Here is a 20,839-nt window from a genome sequence, read left to right on the forward strand (position 1 = left end):
TGCTGGCGGTGACCGACGCCGCGATTATCGGGCGCCAGGCCGGGACCAGCCTGTTGGTGACGCGATTCGGGGTGAACTCGGCGAAGGAAATCGAGCTGACCCTGCGCCGTTTCTATCAAAACGGCATCGAGCTCAAGGGCGCTATTTTCAACGGCGTGGAAAAGCGTCGTTCCGCCAGCTACGGCTATGGCGACTACGGCTACTACAGCTACGCCTACCAGTCCGACAAGGCCTGATGCCGATGAACAAGGCGCTTGAAATGCCCCGTTCGCTGTCGCGCCGCTTTCGCCTCAACGTGCTCAGTTATGGCTACACCCAACTGGTGACGCTGGCGGCACAACTGGTGCTGGTGCCGTTCTTCCTGCATGCCTGGGGCACCGGGCGTTATGCCGATTGGCTGGTGCTCACGGGTATCCCGTCGATGCTCAGCCTGCTTGATTTCGGTGTCGCCCAGGCGTCCGCCACCAGTGCCACGTTGCGCGCCAGCCAGGGTGATGTGCCCGGTGCGCGACGCAGTGTACAGACCGCGCTGGCGTTTACCCTGGCGGTGGTGGCGCTGGTGCTGCTGTTCGCCCTGACCCTTGGCCAGTGGCTCGACTGGGTGACGCTGCTCAGGCTCAAGACCCTGGCGCCCGAGCAAGCGAGCCTGGTGGTGGTGTTCATGTCCGGCTACCTGTGCACGCGGCTGCTCGGAGGGCCGATTGACGCGTGGTTCCGTACCATCGACAGGACTGTCGGTGGCGTCTTTATCATGGCCAACCGCAGGACCCTGGACATTGTGTTGTCGATCGGCGTGCTGTTGCTCGGCGGCTCGGAGCTGCAATTGGCCCAGGGCATGTTTTTCAGCCAGGTGCTGTTCCTGCTGCTGGTGACCCTGTTTGTGCGGCGTATTTCACCCTGGCCGTTGCTGGGGCTGGGCTCGGCGTCGTGGGCCGAGTTTCGCGGTATCTGGAAACCCGCAGTGGGCAGTGCAGCCATTCCGCTGGCGCAAGCCATTACCCTGCAAGGCGGCCTGCAAGTGCTCAACCAGATCGCCGGCCCGGCAGTGGTGGTGGGCTACACCATGGCTCGCACCCTGATGCGGCTGATCATCCAGTTGGGCATCACCTGCAGCAATGCGCTCACGCCGGAGATATCACGCCTGGCCGGGCGCGGGCAATTCGACCAGGCGCGCCGCTTTACCCAGCGCGCCAGTTCAATGGTGCTGGCCCTCTGCGTGCTGGTGTACGGTGCAGGCATCTGGGCCGGGCCGCAGATCATTACGCTGTGGAGCCATGGCCTGGTGCAGGTGGATCGCGTGTCATTGGCGCTGATCGGCGCCCATACGATTCTCAACGTGGCGTGGTTCATCCTCGCGGCGATGCTGATTTCCACCAATCGCCATACGCGCACCTCGGTGATCTACGCCTTGAGCAGCCTGGCCGCGTTGTTGCTGTGGCTGGCGGGCAGGGCACACATCGATCCACTGCTCGGCGCGTCCCTGTTGCTGGCAATGCCGGAGTTGGTGGTGCTGGTCTACCTGCGGGTGATTCGCGTCGGGGAGGTGGGCCCATGATGCTGTCCCAGGCGCGCCTGACCCTGTACTTGCCGCTGACGTTTTTTGCGTTGCCGCTGGCGTTGAGCAATAACCTGTCGCAGCCGTTGGCGCTGCTGCTGTTGCTGCCGTTCGTGGTGTATGGGTTGCGCGGGTTCAGCCGGGCGCTGCCGTTGCTGGCACTGGTGATTGCCGCCAGCGTGTTGCAGGTGCTGGTGAGCAGCGGGGCGAAGATTTCGCTGTATCAGTTCATGCGCTCGGGCATTCCGTTTTTCTATTTTGTGCTGCTGTTGGCGGGGTACCGCTATGTGCAGGCCAATGTGGAGAACATCGCCCGCGCCCATAGCCCTGGCTATCGACGGATTATCGAGCGGATCATTTACCTCTTCGCCCTCGGCCAGTTGTTGCAGGTCAGCCTGTACGGGGTGGGCATCGACCTGACCAATGCCGCCTCCAAATCCAGCGACGAAGTGGGGCGGATCATGTTGTTCCCCACCAGCTCGGCCGTGCTGCTGTTCTTCTACGCCTGCTGCCAACGCAAGATCGGCCTGATGCTGATCATCGCCGTCACACTGCTGGCGGCCGGCTCCAAGACCATCCTCGCGGCCATGGCGTGATGATCCTGCTGTCGGCAATCACGCAGCGCAAGGTCAAGTCCCTGGCGGTATTGGTGGTGGCCATCGGTGCCCTGGGCACGTTGACGTTCTATGCCAGCCCCTTGGCGGTGTCGCGCTTTGCCACGTACTTGTTCGAGGAAAAGGGCGAAGACGTCACCCGCGCCTTCGAAATCGCCCACGCCAAGGAGTCGTTCCTCGACAACCCGGCCACGGTGTTCCTTGGCAATGGCCTGGCCAAGCAATTGACCCCCGGCGTGCCGACCAATGACGAGCGCTGGTTCGAAAATTCCAAGTTCGATATCGAGAACGGCTACTGGGGCGTGACCGCCAAGCTGGGCGTCGTCGGTGTGACGCTGTTCTGCCTGCTGTTCAGCGGCCTGCCACGCACTCCGGTGTCGCTGGCGGTGGTGGCGATTTTGCTGATTTTTTCGTTCAAGACCAGCTACCAGTTCTTCACCACCTTCGATGGCAGTTATTTGCTGGTGTGGTCGATGCTTATCGGCCTGCTCAACACGGCCGCGCCTGCCCGCCAGGCCGTTCGCCCGCCGGCGCGCCCAATCCATTCCTCACTCAGACAGGCTGGTTCATGAACGCATCTGTACGCCCCGTGAAGGCCGGGATACTGACCTACCACTTCAGCGAGAACTTCGGCGCCGTGCTGCAAGCCTATGCGTTGCAGCGCTGGCTGCAACAGCAGGGCTTGCAGGTCAGCCTGATCAACTACCACCCGGCCTATGTGGAGGACGGCAGCGAGTTGCGTCAACTGTTCAACCCGCGCCAGCTCAAGGCCAACCTCAAGGCGCTGTACCTCAAGGCCCTGGCGTTGAAAACCGAGGTGCTGGGGCCCAATGTCCAGTCGCGCCAATTCCAGGCGTTCAAGGCGCGTTTCCTGAATATCCAGGCGCCGCGCTACGCCACCGCCGCGCAGCTCAAACAGGCGGTTGCCGGCCAGCAGTTGCTGGTGGCGGGCAGTGACCAGATCTGGAACCCCTCGGGCCAGACCGGCCTGGACCCTGCGTACTTCCTGGCGTTCGACTGCGACAAGGCGACTCGACGCATTTCCTACGCCGCCAGTTTCGGCAAGGAATACCTGGAGCCCGAGTACCACGCCGAAGCCGAAGGCCTGCTCAAGCAACTGTCGGCGATCAGTGTGCGCGAAGAGAGCGGGGTGGCCATCGTGCAGCAGGTCGCCGGGTTGGCCGCCCATTGCGTGCCCGATCCGACGCTGCTGCACCGCGATTATTCAGCGCTGCTCGCCACCGCCAGCCAGACCCGCACCGGCCACGTGTTCTGCTATGCGCTGCGCACCGGCGTGGGCGTGCGTGAGGTGGCCCAGGCGGTGTCCCGCCACGTGGCCGGACCGATCGTCTCGCCGTACAACGCGCACCGACGCTGGCGCCAGATCGGCGAGACCGTGCAGGTCGGCCCGCAGGACTGGCTCAAGTTGCTCAAGGACAGCGCCTACGTGGTGACCAACTCGTTCCATGCCACGGTGTTCGCAATCATTTTCGAAAAGCCGTTTATCGCCGTGGGCCTGCCGGGCACCAAGGCCTCGCTCAACGCGCGGGTGCGCAATCTGTTGGAGAAGCTTGAACTGTCCCAGCGGTTTTTGCCGGCGGACGACGCAGGCCAGGTGCAACGCTTGATTGCCGAGCCCATCGACTGGGTCGCCGTCAGCGCCCGGCGCCAGGCATTGCAGCAGGTGGGCGAACGCTACTTGCTGGAACAGCTGGCGGCGCTCCAGCCATGAGCGACTTCGCCCAACTCAAGTACGTGGACACCTTGCCCCACAGTGACAAGGCCCGACGCCTGTTGTGGGGCATCGTCTACCAACTGCTGTTTCGCCCCACGCCGCGCTGGATGTTGCATGGCTGGCGGCGCGGGTTGCTGCGCTGCTTTGGCGCCAGGATCGGCGAGGGGTGCCGGATTGCACCCACCTGCAGCATCTGGGCCCCGTGGAACCTGGAGATCGGCGACTACACCGCCATCGCCGACGGGGTGGATGTGTACGCCATGGCGCGGATCACCCTGGGTTCCAAGGTCACCATCAGCCAGCGCAGTTTCCTCTGCACCGGCACCCATGACACCCGCAGCCTGCTGCGGCCATTGGTGACCCGGGAGATTGTGATCAAGGACCACGTGTGGGTCGCTGCCGAAGCGTTTATCCATCCCGGCTGTGTGCTGGAAGAAGGCTGCGTGGTGGGGGCGCGGTCGGTGGTCACCGCCGACCTGCCGGCCTGGATGATTTGCGTCGGTGCGCCATGCCGCGCCCTCAAACCGAGAGACATCGCACTATGAAACAGGTGAAACGCATGATGGATAAGGCATGGAAGTTGATGTTGTTCGTCAGCGAGTTTTTTCGCGACATGCTCACGTTTATGCGCCACAACGGCTATTCGCCGCTGGAGAGTCGCAACAAGAAGCTGTTCTACAAGATCCTCATTGAAACCCACACCGTGGAAAAAGGCCTGTCCCTCAAGGAGCCCAAGCCGCTGTTCGGCAAGGACAAGATCAACGGCATCATCCACATGCTCAACGAGTACGACCGCACTTATTCGGCGTTGCCGCTGGAGATGGCCCTCGGCGCGTTCCAGGGCTACCTGGACCTGCATCGCATGCTCGGCATCAGCGACGATTTTGTGTTTTACCTGGACGCCTATGTCGAGCACCTCAAGCGCGACGGCACCGCCGGCACCGGCGGTATCAAGCGCGCCGCGCCGTGGCTGGGCAATGGCGGGCTGGACGCCAAGGCGTTCCTGCAATCGCGCTCCAGTTGCCGGATGTTCAAGGCCGGCAAGATTGACAGTGGCTTGCTCACCTCGCTGGTGGAGCTGGCGCAGTCGTCACCTTCGCAATGCAACCGCCAGTCGTCGCGGGTGCATGTGTACCAGGACCGCGCCGTGATCGCGCAGTTGCTTGAGTTGCAAGGCGGTTCGCGCGGTTTTGCACAGTCGGTGGACAACCTGTTTGTGGTCACTTCGGAAGTCACCGCCTGGGGCGGCGCCGGCCAGCGCAACCAGCTTTACGTCGATGGCGCGCTGTTCTCCATGGGGCTGTTGCTGGCCTGCCATGCCAACGGCCTGGGGGCGTGCCCGCTGAACCTGGCGATCCTCAATTCGGTGGAACGGAAAATCCGCAGCATCGGCGCTATCGCGGCCAGCGAGCGGCTGATCATGATGATCGCCGTGGGCTTGCCCCTGGAAAGCCATTTCCGGGCCGCGCGTTCACCGCGCCGGCTCACCACCGAAGTCCTGCAACTGCACGGTGGTTGAGATGAAGCGAGAAACCGTCAGTGTGATCATCCTCACCTACAACGAAAGCCTGCACATCGCCCGGGCCATCGAGTCGGTGCGTGCCTTCAGCGACGAAGTGCTGGTGGTCGATTCGTTCTCCAGCGACGATACCTGTGACATCGCCCGGCGCCACGGCGCGCTGGTGGTGCAGCACCCGTTCGTCAACCAGGCCAGACAGTTCCAGTGGGCGCTGGACCATCTGCCGATCACCGGCAACTGGACGATGCGCCTGGACGCCGATGAAATCATCGAGGCTGACCTGGCCGCCGCAATCAATACGCGACTGCCTTTGTTGGCAAACGATGTCACCGGCATCAACTTCAAGCGCAAGCATATTTTCATGGGGCGCTGGGTACGCCATGGCGGCCGCTACCCGTTGAAGATGCTGCGGCTGTGGCGCACCGGGAAGGGCCGTATCGAAGACCGCTGGATGGACGAGCACATCTCGGTGGCCGAGGGCCGCACCATCACCCTGGAAGGCGGTTTTGCCGACCACAACCTGCATGACCTGACCTTCTTCACCCACAAGCACAACCAGTACGCCACCCGTGAAGCGATTGAAGTGCTGAACGCGCGGCTGGGCTTGTTTGTGATCCGCGACGACCTGCACGCCGGGCAGAGTTCGTTGCAGGCCAAGACCAAGCGGTTGGTCAAGCACCGCCTGTACAACCGGGTGCCGTTCACCGTGAGTTCCACCGCGTATTTCCTGTGGCGCTACATCATCCAGCTGGGGTTTCTCGATGGCCGCAGCGGCCTGGTCTATCACCTGCTCCAGGGCTATTGGTACCGCTTTCTGGTGGGCGCCAAAGTGCTGGAACTGGAAACCGCGATTGCCCATTTAAACGATAAGGAAGCCATTGTCCGGGAACTCTCAAAGTTGACCGGCCATAACTTGAACCTGCCCACACCGAAGTAACCGAGCGTTTTCAACAAACACCCAAGTCTGGGTGTCGGCCCTCGCTCGCCTATAAATTGGGAGACAGACATGAACAAAGTTGCGCTTATCACCGGGATCACCGGTCAGGATGGGTCGTACCTGGCGGAGCTGCTGCTGGAAAAAGGCTATACCGTGCACGGCCTCAAGCGGCGTTCGTCGTCGTTCAATACCCAGCGTATCGATCACCTTTATCAGGACCCCCAGGCCCTGCATAAAAACCTGGTACTGCACTATGGCGACCTGGCGGACTCGTCGAACCTGACGCGTATCATCCAACAGATCCAGCCCGACGAAATCTACAACCTCGGCGCCCAATCCCATGTGGCCGTGAGCTTTGACTCACCGGAGTACACCGCCGACGTGGATGCCCTGGGCACCTTGCGCATCCTCGAAGCCATCCGTCTGCTGGGCCTGGAAAAGAAGACCCGGTTCTACCAGGCCTCCACCTCCGAGCTGTACGGGCTGGTGCAGGAAACCCCGCAGAAGGAAACCACGCCGTTCTACCCGCGTTCGCCCTACGCGGTGGCCAAGCTGTACGCCTACTGGATCACCGTGAACTTTCGCGAAGCCTATGGGCTGTATGCGTGCAACGGCATCCTGTTCAACCACGAGTCGCCCCGTCGCGGTGAAACCTTTGTGACCCGCAAGATCACCCGCGCCCTCAGCAACATCGCCATGGGCCTGGAGCAGTGCCTGTACATGGGCAACATGGACGCGTTGCGCGACTGGGGCCATGCCAAGGACTACGTGCGCATGCAGTGGATGATGCTGCAGCAGGACACGCCCGAGGACTTTGTGATCGCCACCGGTGTGCAGTATTCGGTGCGCGACTTCATTCGCTGGTCGGCGGCGGAACTGGGCCTGCATTTGCGTTTTGTCGGCAAAGGTGTGGAGGAAGTGGCAGTGGTGGAGCAGGTCCATGGCGACCTGGCCCCGGGCATTCTGGTAGGGGATGTGATTGTACGGGTGGACCCGCGCTACTTCCGCCCGGCCGAGGTCGAGACGCTGTTGGGCGACCCCGCGAAAGCCAAGCGCTTACTCGGTTGGGTGCCGGAAATCAGCGCCCAGGAGATGTGTGCAGAGATGGTGCGCGAAGACTTGAAGATCGCCCAGCGCCATGCACTGTTGCGCCTGCATGGCCACGACGCACCGATTGCCGTGGAGAACTGAGCATGGCTCGTGATCTTGATGCGCGGATCTTTGTCGCCGGCCATCGCGGCATGGTCGGTTCGGCCATCGTGCGGCGTTTGTGGGCCTTGGGGTACACCCGGATCCTCACGGCGGGCCGCGATGAGTTGGACCTGCTCGACTCAGCGGCGGTGCACGCGTATTTCGCCAAGCACCGCATGGATCAGGTGTACCTGGCCGCCGCCAAGGTCGGCGGGATTCACGCCAATGCCACGTACCCGGCGGACTTCATCTACCAGAACCTGATGATCCAGGCCAACGTGATCCACGCAGCCCACAGCCATGACGTGGAGAAGTTGTTGTTCCTCGGCTCGTCGTGCATTTACCCGGTGAATGCGCCGCAACCGATGATCGAAGCGGTGTTGCTCGACGGCGCCCTGGAACCCACCAACGAGCCCTACGCCGTGGCCAAGATTGCCGGCATCAAACTGTGCGAAAGCTACAACCGCCAGCACGGCCGTGACTACCGCAGTGTGATGCCGACCAACCTGTACGGCCCGGGCGATAACTACCACCCGCACAACAGCCATGTCATCGCCGGCTTGCTGCGGCGCTTCCACGAGGCGACGCAGCGCGGGGATGACGAGGTGCTGATCTGGGGCAGTGGCCAACCTCGACGTGAGTTCCTGCACGTGGATGACATGGCGGCGGCCAGTGTGCATGTGATGGAGCTGAGCCAGGCACGCTACCGCGAGCACACCCAGCCGATGTGTTCGCATTTGAACGTCGGCACCGGCACCGATTGCACCATCGCCGAGTTGGCCCAGGCGCTGGTGCGGGTCACCGGCTTCAGGGGGCGCTTGCGCTTCGACGCCAGCAAGCCCGATGGTGCGCCGCGCAAGTTGCTCGATGTGAGCCGTATCAACGCCCTCGGCTGGGAGGCCTACGTGCCGCTGGAGGAGGGCCTGCGCGATACCTATAACGCCTACCTTGCAGCCCTCGAACAGCCGCGGGGCCTGTGATGAAGATCCTTCTGTATGGCATCAATTACAGCCCGGAGCTGACGGGCATCGGCAAGTACAGCGGCGAGCAGGCGCGCTGGTTGGCGAGTCAGGGACATGACGTGCGGGTCGTCACGGCGCCGCCGTATTACCCGCATTGGGCGGTGGGCGAGGGCTATTCGCCGTGGCACTTCTGTACCGAGCAGGATGCCGGTGTGACCGTGATTCGCTGCCCGCTGTATGTGCCGCGCCAGCCCACGGCGTTGACGCGCTTGCTGCACCTGATGAGCTTCTCCGCCAGCTCGTTTTTCGCGGTGCTGGGGCAACTGCGCTGGCGGCCGGACCTGGTGATCCTGGTGGTGCCGACGCTGTTCTGTGCACCCCAGGCGCTACTGCTGGCCAAGCTCAGTGGCGCGCGTTCGGTACTGCATATCCAGGACTATGAAGTGGACGCGATGTTCGGTCTGGGCATCGGCGGCGGCACGCTGTTGCGGCGGATGGCGTTTGCGCTTGAGCGCTGGCTGTTGCGCCGCTTTGACCGGGTCTCGACGATCTCCAGCGGCATGCTCGACAAGGCCCGTGGCAAAGGTGTACGCAGCCAGCGGCTGTTGTTCTTCCCCAACTGGTCGGAAACCACGCGCTTTCGCCAAGTGCCCCGCAACGGCGTGCTGCTGGAGCGCCTCGGTGTGCCGCCCGGCACGCGGGTGTTGCTGTACTCGGGCAACATTGGCGAGAAGCAAGGCGTGGAATTGATCCTCGACGCCGCCCAGGCCCTTGCTCATCGCCCGGAGCTGGTGTTTCTGATCGTCGGCCAGGGCACCGGCAAGGCGCGCCTGCTGGAGCGTGTGCAGCGCGACGGCCTGCACAATGTGGTGTTTGCGCCGTTGCAGGCTTACGAGGATTTGCCGGCGCTGCTGGCTTCGGCCGACGCGCACCTGGTAATCCAGAAGCGCGGGGTGGCGGACTCGGTGTTGCCCTCCAAGTTGACCAACATCCTGGCGGTGGGCGGCCACGCCATCATCACCGCCGACCCTGGCACCACCCTCGGCCGTTTGTGCGAGGAACATCCGGGGATTGCCGTGCTGATCGAACCGGAGTCCGTCGCGGCCCTGAACGCAGGCATTGAACGGGCGCTGGCATTGCCCGCACGCAATGAGGTGGCGTTGAACTATGCCAAGGAGTTCCTCGACAAGGAACGCATTCTGCAACGTTTTCTGGCACAGGTTTGATGGGTATGTGGCTTGATTTACCGACCTTCCATACGGTCGTCGCGTCGACGCCGCTGGTGGCCATCGACCTGGTGGTGAAAAACGCCCGTGGCGAGGCCTTGCTGGGCTTGCGTGTCAATCGGCCGGCCTACGGTTACTGGTTTGTGCCTGGCGGGCGGATCCAGAAAAACGAAAACTTCGACAGTGCATTCCGCCGCGTCACCCGCGATGAACTGGGGCGCACATTCGAGCGTGCCGAGGCGCGGCTGCTGGGGGTGTTCGAGCACTTCTACGATGACAGTGTGTTTGCCAACGCCGGATCGGGGCCGGACACCCATTATGTGGTGCTCAGCTACTGCCTGGAGCTGGCCGAGGGCCAAGCCCTGCAACCGCCGACGGCGCAACACCAGCAGTACCGCTGGTGGTCCCAGGACGAACTGCGCATCAGCCCGCGGGTGCATGAACACACCCGCGCCTATTTCTGACTCTGTGTTTTCCGAGGATGTCCTGATGTTATTACCCGTGATCATGGCAGGCGGTTCGGGTTCGCGCCTGTGGCCGCTTTCTCGCCAGTTGAACCCCAAGCAGTTCCTGTGCCTGACCGATGCGCACCTGTCGATGCTGCAGCAGACCATCACCCGCCTGAGCGGGGCAAACGTGGCGTTGCCGCAGCTGATCTGCAATGAACAGCACCGTTTCCTGGTGGCCGAGCAATTGCGTCATCTGGGCATGGAGCAAGCCAGCATCCTGTTGGAACCGGTGGGGCGCAACACCGCCCCGGCCATTGCGTTGGCGGCATGCAAGGCGCTTGCCGAACAGCAGGACCCGATCCTGCTGGTGCTGGCGGCGGACCACCTGATCGACGACATCCCGGCCTTTCACGCCAGCCTGGAAGTGGCGCTGGCGTTCGCCCGGGACGGCAAGCTGGTGACGTTCGGCATCACCCCCACCAGCGCACACACCGGCTACGGCTACATCGAGCAGGGCGCGGCGGCGGGCGAGGGGGGGTACCGGGTCAAGCGCTTCGTCGAGAAGCCGGACGCCGTCACCGCTGCGGCGTATGTGGCCAGCGGTGCGCATTACTGGAACAGCGGTATGTTCATGTTTCGCGCCAGCCGTTACCTGCAAGAGCTGGAGCGTTTCCAGCCGGCGATTCTCGAAGCCTGCCGCGTGGCGCTGGAAGGCGGCAGCCAGGATCAGCCGTTTACCCGCGTGCACGCCGCAACATTTGCCGCGTGCCCGGATGACTCCATTGACTACGCCGTGATGGAAAAAACCGACGACGCGGTGATGGTGCCGCTGAAGGCCGGTTGGAGTGATATCGGCTCCTGGTCGGCGCTGTGGGAGGCCAGTGACAAGGACCCCAGCGGCAACGTGATACGCGGCGATGGGCTGGCCCTGGACACCCGCGACACCTACGTACACGCCGACAGCCGGCTGGTGGCCACGGTGGGCGTGCGGGACCTGATCATCGTCGAAACCAAGGACGCGGTGCTGGTGGCGCACAAGGACCAGGTGCAGCAGGTCAAGGCCATTGTCGACCAGCTCAAGCAGGCCGGGCGCCAGGAGCACCTCAACCACCGCGAAGTGTACCGGCCGTGGGGCATGTACGACTCGGTGGACAATGGCCCGCGTTATCAGGTCAAGCGCATCACCGTAAATCCGGGGGCCAAGCTGTCGGTGCAGATGCATCACCACCGCGCCGAACACTGGATCGTGGTCAGTGGCACGGCCAAGGTCACCAATGGCGAACAGACCTACCTGGTGGCGGAAAACCAGTCGACCTATATCCCCATCGGCCAAGTGCACGCGTTGGAAAATCCGGGGGTGATCCCGTTGGAATTGATCGAGGTGCAGTCGGGTTCTTACTTGGGCGAGGACGATATTGTGCGGTTTGAAGACAAGTACGGCAGGGCGTGAGGTTTTCCGACAATTAATAACGTTTTAAATAACTTCGAGGCGCTCAACGCATTGAGCACCGGGGGCTTCGTCGGGAAAACGTTATTTTCAACTAAGTGGGTTGAAAGTTATCAGTCTGGCGTGCTGTTTAGTTGGATGGCACTATCGGTTTGCCTGCTCACTGATGATAAGGAGTCTGAGATGAGAATATCACTGGCTATTATAGCGCTCAGTGTCTTGAGCACTTCGGCGATGGCCGCCGAGACGCCGTTGGGGCTGGATACCGCAGTGGTCGGGAGCGTGACGGTGGGGCAAACGCTGTTGGTTGGCGCTGCCCTCGTGGCGGGAGTTGCGGCCGCTTCAAACAGCGGTGGCAGCTCCAATGGCGGCACCACCACGGGTACCACCGGCACCACTGGCACTACGGGTACCAGCAACTAGTTACACACCTTCCGCTTTTAAGACCGCTTGGATTCCCCGCCCAAGTGGTCTTTTTTTCTTGTCGTTTATCGCGAGTGTTCCAACACTATGATGCGTATTTTTTCTATGGCTGTCGTGGCCGCCGCCGTGTTGCAAGGCTGCATGTTTGCACCGGGTCAATATATGGATACCGCCGCCCTGACTGAAGAGGGTGGGGCTGGAAACAGTCGCGTGGAGTTAATTCCAATTACCCCGAAGTTGTTGGCGATGGACGCCGCCACTCAAGTGCCTTACTCCATTCCGGCGGAACTCCTGAGTTATAAACCCGGCCCGTATTTGATCGGCGCCAATGATGCGCTGTATATCACGGTGTGGGATCACCCGGAGCTCACCGCGCCGTCCGGCCCGCAACAGCAGATCGATGCCAACGGCCGGCTGGTCAGCCCCGAGGGCAATCTGTTCTATCCCTATGTGGGTGAGGTGGTTGCCAAGGGCCGCAGCATTGAAGCGCTGCGCAGCGAGATCACCGACAAGCTGCGTCAGTACATTGACAGCCCTCAGGTGGATGTCAGCGTATTGCGTTTTGCCAGCCAGAAAGTGGTGATCAGCGGTGCGGTGATCAAGGCCGGCCCGCTGCCGATCACCACCATCGCCATGAATGTCAGCGAAGCCCTGGGTGTGGCCGGTATCGATCCGATCAATGCCGACCTGTCGAACCTCACGCTTACCCGTGGCGGCAAGCGCTACAGCCTGGACCTGGACACGCTCAACCTCGACGCGTCGCGCTTGAACGAGGTTTACCTCAAGGACGGTGACCAGTTGTACCTGGCCTACAACGACCGCAAGCGCATCTACGTGATGGGCGAAGTCATGCAGCCCCGTGCGCTGAGTTTCAAGACCCGCAGCATGAACCTCTCCGACGTGCTGGGTTCGGTGGGCGGGGTCAACCAGAACACCTCCAATGCAGACGCCATCTACGTGATTCGCGGCGCACAGCACATCGACGTGGCGCCGGCCAAGGTGTTCCAGCTGGAAGCCGCATCGCCTTCGGCCATGGCCCTGGCCACGCGTTTTGACGTGCAGCCCCAGGATGTGGTGTTTGTCGGCCCCGCGAATATCACGCGCTGGAACCGTTTTATCAGCCAACTGGTGCCGTCCGCTTCGATCATCGGCATTGGTGCATCCACTCAGAACAACCTGAGCGAAGCCAGCAGCCGATAGGGTGGAACCTGCGTGAACAGTCTGAAAATCGCTTCCTGTGTGGGCGTGGCATGGATGTTGGCTGGCTGTAATCCATTGATGAATGCCTCCCTCGATACCTTCAAGGCGGCTGTGGTCGGGCCGGCGCCGCTGGTGCTGACCCAGGCCCAGGTGGACGCGGTGCCGTTCCCCCAGATCAAGGTCGGCACGGTGTCCGGCGAAGGGGTGATGGCGCTGATTCGCCAGCGTGGCGACCTGCAATTCTGGGTCGCTTCCGGCAAGCAGGTGCTGCTGCTGCGCGACGGGCTGGTGGTGCGCACAGTGGGCCTGGGGGCTGACCTGGATGGCACGCGGTGGCAGGGCCGGTCGCCGTTCCAGCAGGGGCTGCACCGTGTGCCGGATGGCTATCGCAGTACGCGGCAGACCGACGTGGTGGACGGCTATCGCCTCGGCGTCACGGTCCACAGCCGCATGACGCGCAAGGGCATGGAGACCCTCGATATTCTCGATAAATCCTATGCCTTGCTGCGGGTGGACGAAGACATCGAGGCGGCCGATTTTCATGCGCGCAACCGCTACTGGGTCGACCCTGAAGACGGTTTTATCGTGCACAGCGAACAGCACCTCACACCCAACCTGACCCTGACCATCACCCAGTTGCAACCTAGCCGCAAGGATGCGCCATGACTGTTCGACGACTCAGCGCGCTGATGCTGTTGTGCTGCTGTGCGAGTGTCTGCCAGGCGGCGATCAAGGTCAGTGGCGAGGTCCGCAATCCGGGGCCAATCCCGTTCGCGCCCGAGGCTCGCTTGCTGGACGTGATCACCGCGTCGCAACCGGATGCCCAGGGTTACTGGCTGGGCGCAGCCTGGTTGCGCCACCCTTTGCTGGAGCAGCAGACACGGCTCAAGGCCGGGGTGTTGTTTGACCTGGACACCCTGCATCGGGCCGCACTGGCCGCCGGGCGCGAAGGGCGGGCACGTACCGCGGCTCAGCTATATCAACAGGTGCAGGCGTTGCCGGTAACCGGCCGCCAGGTGGCGATGCTCGACCCGGTGGCGGTGGAGGTGGGCTTTGCGCCCAACCCGTTGGCCAGCGATGGCGACCGCCTGATCTACCCGCCCAGGCCCGATGACGTGCGTGTGCTCGGCGCCGTCACGACGGCATGCCGCCTGGTGTTCCAGCCGATGCAGCCGGCACGCGATTACCTCCACGGTTGCCCGCCATCGGCGCAGGCCGACGCCGACTACCTGTGGCTGATCCAGCCCGATGGCCACGTCACGCGCTTGGGTATCGCCCCCTGGAACCGAGAGGAGGGCGCCCCACCCGCACCCGGCAGCACGCTGCTGGTGCCGATCCGCAGTGACGACCTGGACCCGCCCACCCCTGAACTCAATCAGCAATTGGCTGAATTTCTTGCCACCCAACCCCTGGCTGAGGTCACGCCTTGAAATTATGTATTGCGGCCGTGCTGCTGGTGCCGTGTGGCGTCGTGCATGGCGATCCTCGTTACACCCAAAGCGATTTCGGCGGTGTCGGGCTGCTGCAGACACCCACCGCCCGCATGGCGCCCACCGGCGAGCTCAGCGTCAACGCCAACCGCACCGAACCCTACAGCCGCTACAGTTTTTCGGCGCAGCCGCTGGACTGGCTGGAGGGCACCTTTCGCTACACCGCGATCACCAATCGGCCCTATGGCGCCGAGTCGTTCAGCGGTGGCCAGAGCTACAAGGACAAGGCCGTCGACGCCAAAGTGCGCGTGCATCAGGAAAGCCACTGGCTGCCTGAGGTGGCGCTGGGCTTCATGGACCTGGGCGGTACCGGGCTGTTTTCCAGCGAGTACCTGGTGGCCAACAAGCGCTATGGTGATGTGGATTTCAGTGCCGGCATCGCCTGGGGTTACCTGGGCAGTCGTGGCGACTTCGGCAACCCGCTGGGCGTGTTGGATGATCGCTTCAACGAACGGCCTACCGCCGAAGGCTCCGGCAGTTTTTCCAACGGCTACTTTCGTGGGCGTCCCGCGCTGTTCGGCGGCATCGCCTACCAGACACCCTGGGCGCCGCTGAGCCTCAAGCTGGAGTATGAAGGCAATGACTACCAGAGCGAGCCCCGTGACAACCCGCTGCGCCAGGATTCGCCGATCAACCTGGGCCTGGTCTACAAACTGGCCGATTCGGTCGATCTGAGTGCAGCCTGGGAGCGCGGCAACACTGCCATGTTCGGCATTACCCTGCACACCAATTTCGTCAGCCGAAAAGCGCCGGCGAAAACCTACGATCCGCCGGCACCCAAACTGCCAGCGCAGGCCCCGACCATGCCGATGGACCAGGTGGACTGGGCCGAGGTCTCCAGGCGCCTGCACGATAACGCTGGCTACACCGTGCAACGCATCGCCCAGCGCGGGCCGGAACTGTTGGTGTACGGCGAACAGCAGCGTTACTTCTACAGCGCCAAGGCGGTGGGCCGTGCCAGTCGGATCCTGGATAACAGTGTGAATGACCAGATCGATTGGTTCACCCTGGTCAGCAAGCGCTACGCACTGCCGATTGAAGAGACCAGCGTGCCACGCGAGACGTTTCGCGAGGTGGTCAACCACCGTGCGGACGTGCAGGACCTGCATCGCCAAGTGGAGGTCAATCGTGCCAGCCAGCGCCCACAGACGGTGCTCTACACCCAGCCGCCCAAGCCCTTGACCTATGGCGTGGGCCTTGGCTACAAGCAGAACGTCGGTGGGCCGGACGGTTTGCTCTATCAGGTTTCCGCTGACCTCGACGCCGAGTACCGTTTCACCCGCAACACCTGGTGGAGCGGCCTGCTCAGCGTCAACCTGCTGAACAACTACGACGGGTTTACCTACGACGCACCCAGCGGCTTACCGCGCGTGCGTACTGACCTGCGCCAGTATATGACCGCGTCGGATGTGACCCTGCCGACCTTCCAGCTCAATCATGCGGTGCAACTGGACCAGGACCTGTACGGCATGGTCTATGGGGGATTGCTTGAGTCGATGTATGCCGGTGTCGGCAGCGAAGTCCTGTATCGCCCGATGGGCCAGCGCTGGGCGTTGGGTGCCGACCTGAATTACGTGCGCCAACGCGGTTTCGAGCAGGACTTCAGTCTGCGCGATTACCGGACCGTCACCGGGCATGTCACCGGCTACACCGCATTGCCATTCAACGTGCAGGGCGCCTTGAGCGTCGGCCGTTACCTGGCCAGGGACTGGGGCGCGACCCTGGACCTGTCGCGGGAATTCAACAACGGCGTGCGCATTGGCGCGTGGATCACCCGCACCACCGCATCCACCGAACAGTACGGCGAAGGCAGTTTCGACAAAGGCCTGTACCTGTCCATTCCGTTCGATGAGTTGATGAGCCTGTCGACCCTGCGTCGCGCCAACCTGGTGTGGGCGCCGCTGACCCGTGATGGTGGGGCACGCTTGAATCGTGCCTATTCGCTGCATTCGATGACCGATGGGCGCGACAGTGATCTGCTCTACAAGAACATCGACAAGATCACCGAATAGATTGTGGATCAACAATGTGGAGGGGGCTCGTGCCCCTCCCACAGTTGAACCGTGTTATCAGTAGATATCCTTGGACAGCAAGGTAAACGGCGTCTTCAGCAGAATCTTGATGTCCAGCCACAACGACCAGGTGTTGATGTAGCGCAGGTCGATGTCGACGCGTTGTTGCATCTTTTCCAGGGTTTCGGTTTCGCCCCGGCAGCCGTTGACCTGGGCCAGCCCGGTGATACCAGGCTTGATCCGATGGCGGGCCATGTAGGCGCGGATTTTCCCCGTGTAGTAGTCGTTGTGCGCGATGGCGTGGGGGCGTGGGCCAACCAGTGCCATATGCCCTTGCAGCACATTGAACAACTGCGGCAGTTCATCGATGGAGGTGCGCCGGATAAACCGACCCACTGGCGTGATGCGCGAATCGTTGCGGCTGGCCTGGCGCACCTCGTGGTCGTCATGCACGCGCATCGAACGGAATTTCCAGACCTTGATCACCTCGCCATTCCAGCCGTGGCGGTCCTGCTTGAAGATCACCGGGCCTGGGGAGGTGAGCTTGATCAGCAGGGCGAACAGCAACAGCAACGGGCTCAGGAGGATGATCGCCAGCAGGGCCAGGCTCTTGTCCAGCAACGATTTGCTCAGGGCGGCGGTGGGGCGGCTGGTCAAGGGGCTTTCATTGAGGAAGATCGCCGGCAACCCGTCCACCTCGGCCACGCAATGGTTGAGCAGCAGCATGTTGTTGAGGTCCGGCACCCAGATCACATCCACACTGATGTCGAGCAGGTTGAGGTACAGCGCCTCGATGTGGGTGGCCTCCTGCAGTGAATGGGTGATGTAGAGCCGGCGAATGCCATGCTGGCGGATCAGTTGGGGCAGGTGCGGCAGGTCGCCGAGGATCTGTAGTTGTGCATCCTCGCCCGCTTCGGCGCGGCTGCCAACCAACCCCACCAGTGGCGAGCGCTTTTGCCGAGAGAGGGTCCTGGCCAGGTCGACGGCCAGTTTGCCTGTGCCCACAATCAATGACTTATGCCGTTCGTGAAGTTGGCGATGGTAATACCGGGACAGGCTGTGCAGCGGGATATAACACAGCGCCAGTAACGGATAACTGACCGCCGCCCACAGCAACAGCGTCTCCAGGGGGAACATTGCACTGGCGCTACAGGCCACACCGACAACGAACAGTATGCCCACGGTCAGCAGCCAGCCCATGAACAATCGCCCCAGGCCTACGCCATAAGCATCCTTTTTGCTGTAGACATCGCACACGCTATACGCGGGGAGAGAGGCGAGTATGGTAAAAGCGGCCAACACTCGATAGTTGTACTCAAGTTGTCCTGTCTTGAAAAACACCAACATAAATAACAGCGTAACGACCAGGCCTGACGCCAGCGTCCACTGGCCCCAAAACGTCAAACCCTTGGGGGCCAGGTTGCGATACATTCTAGTGTTATTCAGCATGGTTCTGCTCCCGGGGGTAACGACAGGTGGTGGCAGGTTTAATCAAGTTGCGCACTCACCGCACTAAAGTAACGGGCACGCGCGAGCACGTCCCGATGGATAGTAATAAACGGCAGAGGGCATTGGCTGACGACTTATAACAAGGTCAGGGGGGTATTAAAGTGAGTGTTATAAAAGGGCAGGTAAAAGAGTGTGGTAATAGGCAGGGTGATTCATAAGGGCTGGCGTTATTATTTTTTATCGACGCGAAGGGTGCTGTTCAAGCGGCTTTTTTATTTTTTGTGTAAGGCAATAACCACGGTTTCTGACCGCACGAAACAAACGTTCACCGTCGTTGGCCCGCTTGAACTTTTCCTGCAAGCGGCTGAGGCACATCTCCAGGCCACGGTACTGTTCCGGCTCGCGCCCGATATTGCGGATCAACTCTTCTTTGCTGACCACGCGCTCTTCATGGTGCAGCATCTTTTTGATCAGGGCGGACTCAATGGTGGTCAGTGCGATGCGCAGGCCGCCTTTGACCAGTGTCCGGTCGTGTTGGGTGAGCAGCCAGAAGTCCTGGGGGTACACCTGGGTTCGGTCGGCGCCACTCTGTTGATGCGGCGCGTTGTCGGGGGCTTTGGCGGCGAGTGTTCTTGATTCTGGCCGCGCCGCATTGAAGGGTTGCGAAGGCAGGGTAAGGGTCTGCGTGGGTACAGCGTTTGAGTCATAGCGGAACACCTCTGCATTGGGCGTGAAGTCGTGCAGCGCGATGGCCGGAAGCGTTGGGCTAAACGCGTATTTCTTTAAGGAGCTCATAGTGTCCACCGAGATCAGGAAGATGCAGGATTTTATAAGCGGTCAGCAGGGGAGTAGTAACCGCCCTGAAAGTATTCGAACGGCAAGTTCTTAGCCATCATTGCGCTGTCGGCAAACTCGACATGGTCGGCAATGAAGCAGGCTCTGGTTGCGTTTATCAGCTCTAGCATGCGGTCGTAGAGCCGATTGAACAGGTCGGAGCGCGTGTTTAAACTCAGCCGGAGGGCGGCGTCCGGAAACGGCATCTTTATATAGTCGTAGAGTTTCAGGTCGATCAGCAGGTCGGCATGTTTTGTATCCAGTGTGTAGTTGTTGTAGGCCAGCTTGATACTGCGTTGGTCTTTGAGCCTATACAGTTGGCGGACCATTGCGCGGCGCTCTACGGGGCCGGGCAATGCGTCCAGTGGGTTGTCAATACTGAGCGTGAGGTATTGCGTGTGTTTTTCCAGGGCCAGGGCGACGTGAGTCAGCTGCGTGAAGATGTCTTCATTCATCAAGGCCGATTGATCCAGGCGCAGGAATAGCTGGCCGGCGGCCTGCGGCGGAGGGTGACGTGGGGTGATGTGCTGTAGGGCCGCACGGTAGGCGACTTCACGTGGTTCCCGATTGCCGGGGCACAGCACACTGACTTCACTGCCCCACAATGCATGGCTGCGCGAGACAATTGCCTGCCTGGCCAACTGCACAGTCGCCGCTTCTGCTGCTGGTCGTTTCTCGCTATTCACGGCGCTACCTCTCCTTGGTGGGTTGGAAATGGCTGGCGCAAATAAGGCCGCGGCTGAGTTTGTAGCCGTAGCCGCGAATGTTTTGAATAATGTTTTCACCGTAGTGCGCCTTGATTTTACCGCGCAGGCGACTGATGGACTTTTCCAAGGCTCTGGAGTCGTAATACTTGGTATTAAGCCCCATGACGCCAGCGATCTCATTGTGGCTAAGGAGTCGGCTGTGAATAAGGGCTTCCAATACTTTCATTTCGACAAAGGATATTTCCAGTTTTTTTCCGTCGCCATAGATGCACATGCGGTCCTGGTCGAGTACCAGCCCGCACTGGTTCAGTCGAGCGCTCTCGCTGAGAAAGGCATCGAACAGGCTCAACTTTTTTTCCGGGGAAGTTTCTACCACCTTGATGCAGTAGTCTGCACCGGCCAGGTAGTACTTTGTTTTGCTGAGGGTGGACGCAAAGGTCACCACCACAAATATGGTGCAGCCGGGGTTTTCGGTTCTGGTTTTTCTTATGATGTCCAGGATTTGATTGCTGGCGGAGGGTGTATCAATTTCTATAATGATGGCACGGTAGTGCGCGTGAATTTCCTGAGTGTCGGTTAGTTGCCCGTAGCTGCGTGTATCGACTTTTAAATCATTCGGTACAGTGCGAACTATCAGTTCCCGAAAGTCCTCCGACTTCGATGGAGTCCGTGCAATAGCGAGGACATTGGAAAAATGCATTAGCCTACTCCCTTTTGCGGCATGCAAGGCCGTCAGTTCAATCGCTGCTAGCATCTAGATACTAATCGAATTGATTACGGCCAAGCGTGACAAATTTTAACATTCGTCACGTTATTTTGGAGGGCGGGGCGGGGAAGTTAGGGACTTTTGCAAGGGGGTTTACGCGAACTTACACATAGGCTAGTGCATATTCTTAAAACGCGGTAAGTATTCTAGCCCAAACGGTTTTTTCGCTGGGTGGGGTTTAAAGTGCAGACGAAAAAAAAACCGGCTGATCAGGCCGGTTTGGGGTGCCCCTCGAACAGAGAGGGTTATGCGTGGTTTTCCATCAGGCGGTCCGAGCCACGTTCGGCCACACGGTTTCCATCAGCGATCCGAACCACCTTCAG

Annotated in this window: 21 protein-coding genes and 1 pseudogene; 18 read left to right on the forward strand and 4 right to left on the reverse strand. The window is 61.2% G+C overall.

Translation table 11 applies throughout. The annotated features are described in order from the left end of the window. The 18 genes and pseudogenes from IQK56_RS26860 to IQK56_RS26945 form a co-directional block, all read left to right on the forward strand. A pseudogene (locus IQK56_RS26860) lies at positions 1–236 on the forward strand (tyrosine-protein kinase); the annotation flags it as partial. Positions 237–259: 23 nt separating this feature from the next. Further along, positions 260–1,555, forward strand: a complete 1,296-nt coding sequence (locus tag IQK56_RS26865; RefSeq protein ID WP_193863766.1) for a lipopolysaccharide biosynthesis protein — start codon at positions 260–262, stop codon at positions 1,553–1,555. Beyond that, positions 1,552–2,151: a hypothetical protein gene (locus tag IQK56_RS26870; protein WP_193863767.1), complete on the forward strand. Its 600-nt coding sequence runs from the start codon at positions 1,552–1,554 to the stop codon at positions 2,149–2,151. The genes IQK56_RS26865 and IQK56_RS26870 overlap by 4 nt, the downstream gene beginning before the upstream one ends. Then, positions 2,148–2,741, forward strand: a complete 594-nt coding sequence (locus IQK56_RS26875) for a hypothetical protein (protein ID WP_193863768.1) — start codon at positions 2,148–2,150, stop codon at positions 2,739–2,741. Before IQK56_RS26870 ends, IQK56_RS26875 begins: the two co-directional genes overlap by 4 nt. Beyond that, positions 2,738–3,901 (forward strand): polysaccharide pyruvyl transferase family protein, encoded by a 1,164-nt coding sequence (locus tag IQK56_RS26880; protein WP_193863769.1) that lies wholly within the window; start codon positions 2,738–2,740, stop codon positions 3,899–3,901. Before IQK56_RS26875 ends, IQK56_RS26880 begins: the two co-directional genes overlap by 4 nt. Continuing rightward, on the forward strand, positions 3,898–4,449 hold the full coding sequence (locus tag IQK56_RS26885) for an LbetaH domain-containing protein (protein ID WP_099586859.1): 552 nt from the start codon (positions 3,898–3,900) through the stop codon (positions 4,447–4,449). The genes IQK56_RS26880 and IQK56_RS26885 overlap by 4 nt, the downstream gene beginning before the upstream one ends. A gap of 14 nt (positions 4,450–4,463) precedes the next feature. Beyond that, positions 4,464–5,423 carry a nitroreductase family protein gene (locus IQK56_RS26890; protein WP_191629735.1) on the forward strand — a complete coding sequence of 320 codons (960 nt, stop codon included), beginning with the start codon at positions 4,464–4,466 and terminating at the stop codon, positions 5,421–5,423. Between the two features lies 1 nt (position 5,424). Then, complete coding sequence (locus IQK56_RS26895; RefSeq protein ID WP_099586857.1) at positions 5,425–6,360, forward strand: glycosyltransferase family 2 protein; 936 nt, start codon at positions 5,425–5,427, stop codon at positions 6,358–6,360. A gap of 69 nt (positions 6,361–6,429) precedes the next feature. Continuing rightward, on the forward strand, positions 6,430–7,551 hold the full coding sequence (gene gmd / locus IQK56_RS26900; protein ID WP_122306212.1) for a GDP-mannose 4,6-dehydratase: 1,122 nt from the start codon (positions 6,430–6,432) through the stop codon (positions 7,549–7,551). A 2-nt stretch (positions 7,552–7,553) separates the two neighbouring features. Continuing rightward, the gene (gene fcl, locus IQK56_RS26905) at positions 7,554–8,531 is read left to right on the forward strand and encodes a GDP-L-fucose synthase (protein ID WP_193863770.1); all 978 of its coding nucleotides are present in this window, start codon (positions 7,554–7,556) and stop codon (positions 8,529–8,531) included. Beyond that, on the forward strand, positions 8,531–9,739 hold the full coding sequence (locus IQK56_RS26910) for a glycosyltransferase WbuB (RefSeq protein WP_193863771.1): 1,209 nt from the start codon (positions 8,531–8,533) through the stop codon (positions 9,737–9,739). The genes fcl and IQK56_RS26910 overlap by 1 nt, the downstream gene beginning before the upstream one ends. Positions 9,740–9,744: 5 nt before the next feature. Further along, entirely contained in the window at positions 9,745–10,203 is a 459-nt protein-coding gene (locus tag IQK56_RS26915; RefSeq protein ID WP_150675686.1) for a GDP-mannose mannosyl hydrolase, read from the forward strand. A gap of 25 nt (positions 10,204–10,228) precedes the next feature. Then, positions 10,229–11,638 (forward strand): mannose-1-phosphate guanylyltransferase/mannose-6-phosphate isomerase, encoded by a 1,410-nt coding sequence (locus tag IQK56_RS26920; RefSeq protein WP_193863772.1) that lies wholly within the window; start codon positions 10,229–10,231, stop codon positions 11,636–11,638. Positions 11,639–11,818: 180 nt separating this feature from the next. After that, complete coding sequence (locus IQK56_RS26925) at positions 11,819–12,058, forward strand: hypothetical protein (protein WP_224793926.1); 240 nt, start codon at positions 11,819–11,821, stop codon at positions 12,056–12,058. Between the two features lie 87 nt (positions 12,059–12,145). Beyond that, positions 12,146–13,258, forward strand: coding sequence for a polysaccharide biosynthesis/export family protein (locus tag IQK56_RS26930; protein ID WP_193901885.1), 1,113 nt, complete (start codon positions 12,146–12,148; stop codon positions 13,256–13,258). Positions 13,259–13,270: 12 nt separating this feature from the next. After that, positions 13,271–13,924, forward strand: coding sequence for a YjbF family lipoprotein (locus tag IQK56_RS26935; protein WP_341869554.1), 654 nt, complete (start codon positions 13,271–13,273; stop codon positions 13,922–13,924). Further along, positions 13,921–14,688 (forward strand): capsule biosynthesis GfcC family protein, encoded by a 768-nt coding sequence (locus IQK56_RS26940; protein ID WP_193863773.1) that lies wholly within the window; start codon positions 13,921–13,923, stop codon positions 14,686–14,688. The genes IQK56_RS26935 and IQK56_RS26940 overlap by 4 nt, the downstream gene beginning before the upstream one ends. Next, positions 14,685–16,760 (forward strand): YjbH domain-containing protein, encoded by a 2,076-nt coding sequence (locus IQK56_RS26945; RefSeq protein WP_193901886.1) that lies wholly within the window; start codon positions 14,685–14,687, stop codon positions 16,758–16,760. The genes IQK56_RS26940 and IQK56_RS26945 overlap by 4 nt, the downstream gene beginning before the upstream one ends. A 57-nt stretch (positions 16,761–16,817) precedes the next feature. Here IQK56_RS26945 and IQK56_RS26950 read toward each other — a convergent pair whose 3' ends face one another. From IQK56_RS26950 to IQK56_RS26965, 4 genes are all read right to left on the reverse strand, one after another. Further along, on the reverse strand, positions 16,818–18,209 hold the full coding sequence (locus tag IQK56_RS26950; RefSeq protein ID WP_122306219.1) for an undecaprenyl-phosphate glucose phosphotransferase: 1,392 nt from the start codon (positions 18,207–18,209) through the stop codon (positions 16,818–16,820). Positions 18,210–18,446: 237 nt separating this feature from the next. After that, complete coding sequence (locus IQK56_RS26955) at positions 18,447–19,004, reverse strand: winged helix-turn-helix domain-containing protein (RefSeq protein ID WP_150675692.1); 558 nt, start codon at positions 19,002–19,004, stop codon at positions 18,447–18,449. Between the two features lie 32 nt (positions 19,005–19,036). After that, on the reverse strand, positions 19,037–19,729 hold the full coding sequence (locus IQK56_RS26960; protein ID WP_193863774.1) for a YuxH family protein: 693 nt from the start codon (positions 19,727–19,729) through the stop codon (positions 19,037–19,039). Positions 19,730–19,733: 4 nt separating this feature from the next. After that, the gene (locus IQK56_RS26965; RefSeq protein WP_122306222.1) at positions 19,734–20,450 is read right to left on the reverse strand and encodes a winged helix-turn-helix domain-containing protein; all 717 of its coding nucleotides are present in this window, start codon (positions 20,448–20,450) and stop codon (positions 19,734–19,736) included. Positions 20,451–20,839 lie beyond the last annotated feature (389 nt).

Source organism: Pseudomonas cyclaminis, assembly GCF_015163715.1.
Classification (GTDB): domain Bacteria; phylum Pseudomonadota; class Gammaproteobacteria; order Pseudomonadales; family Pseudomonadaceae; genus Aquipseudomonas; species Aquipseudomonas cyclaminis.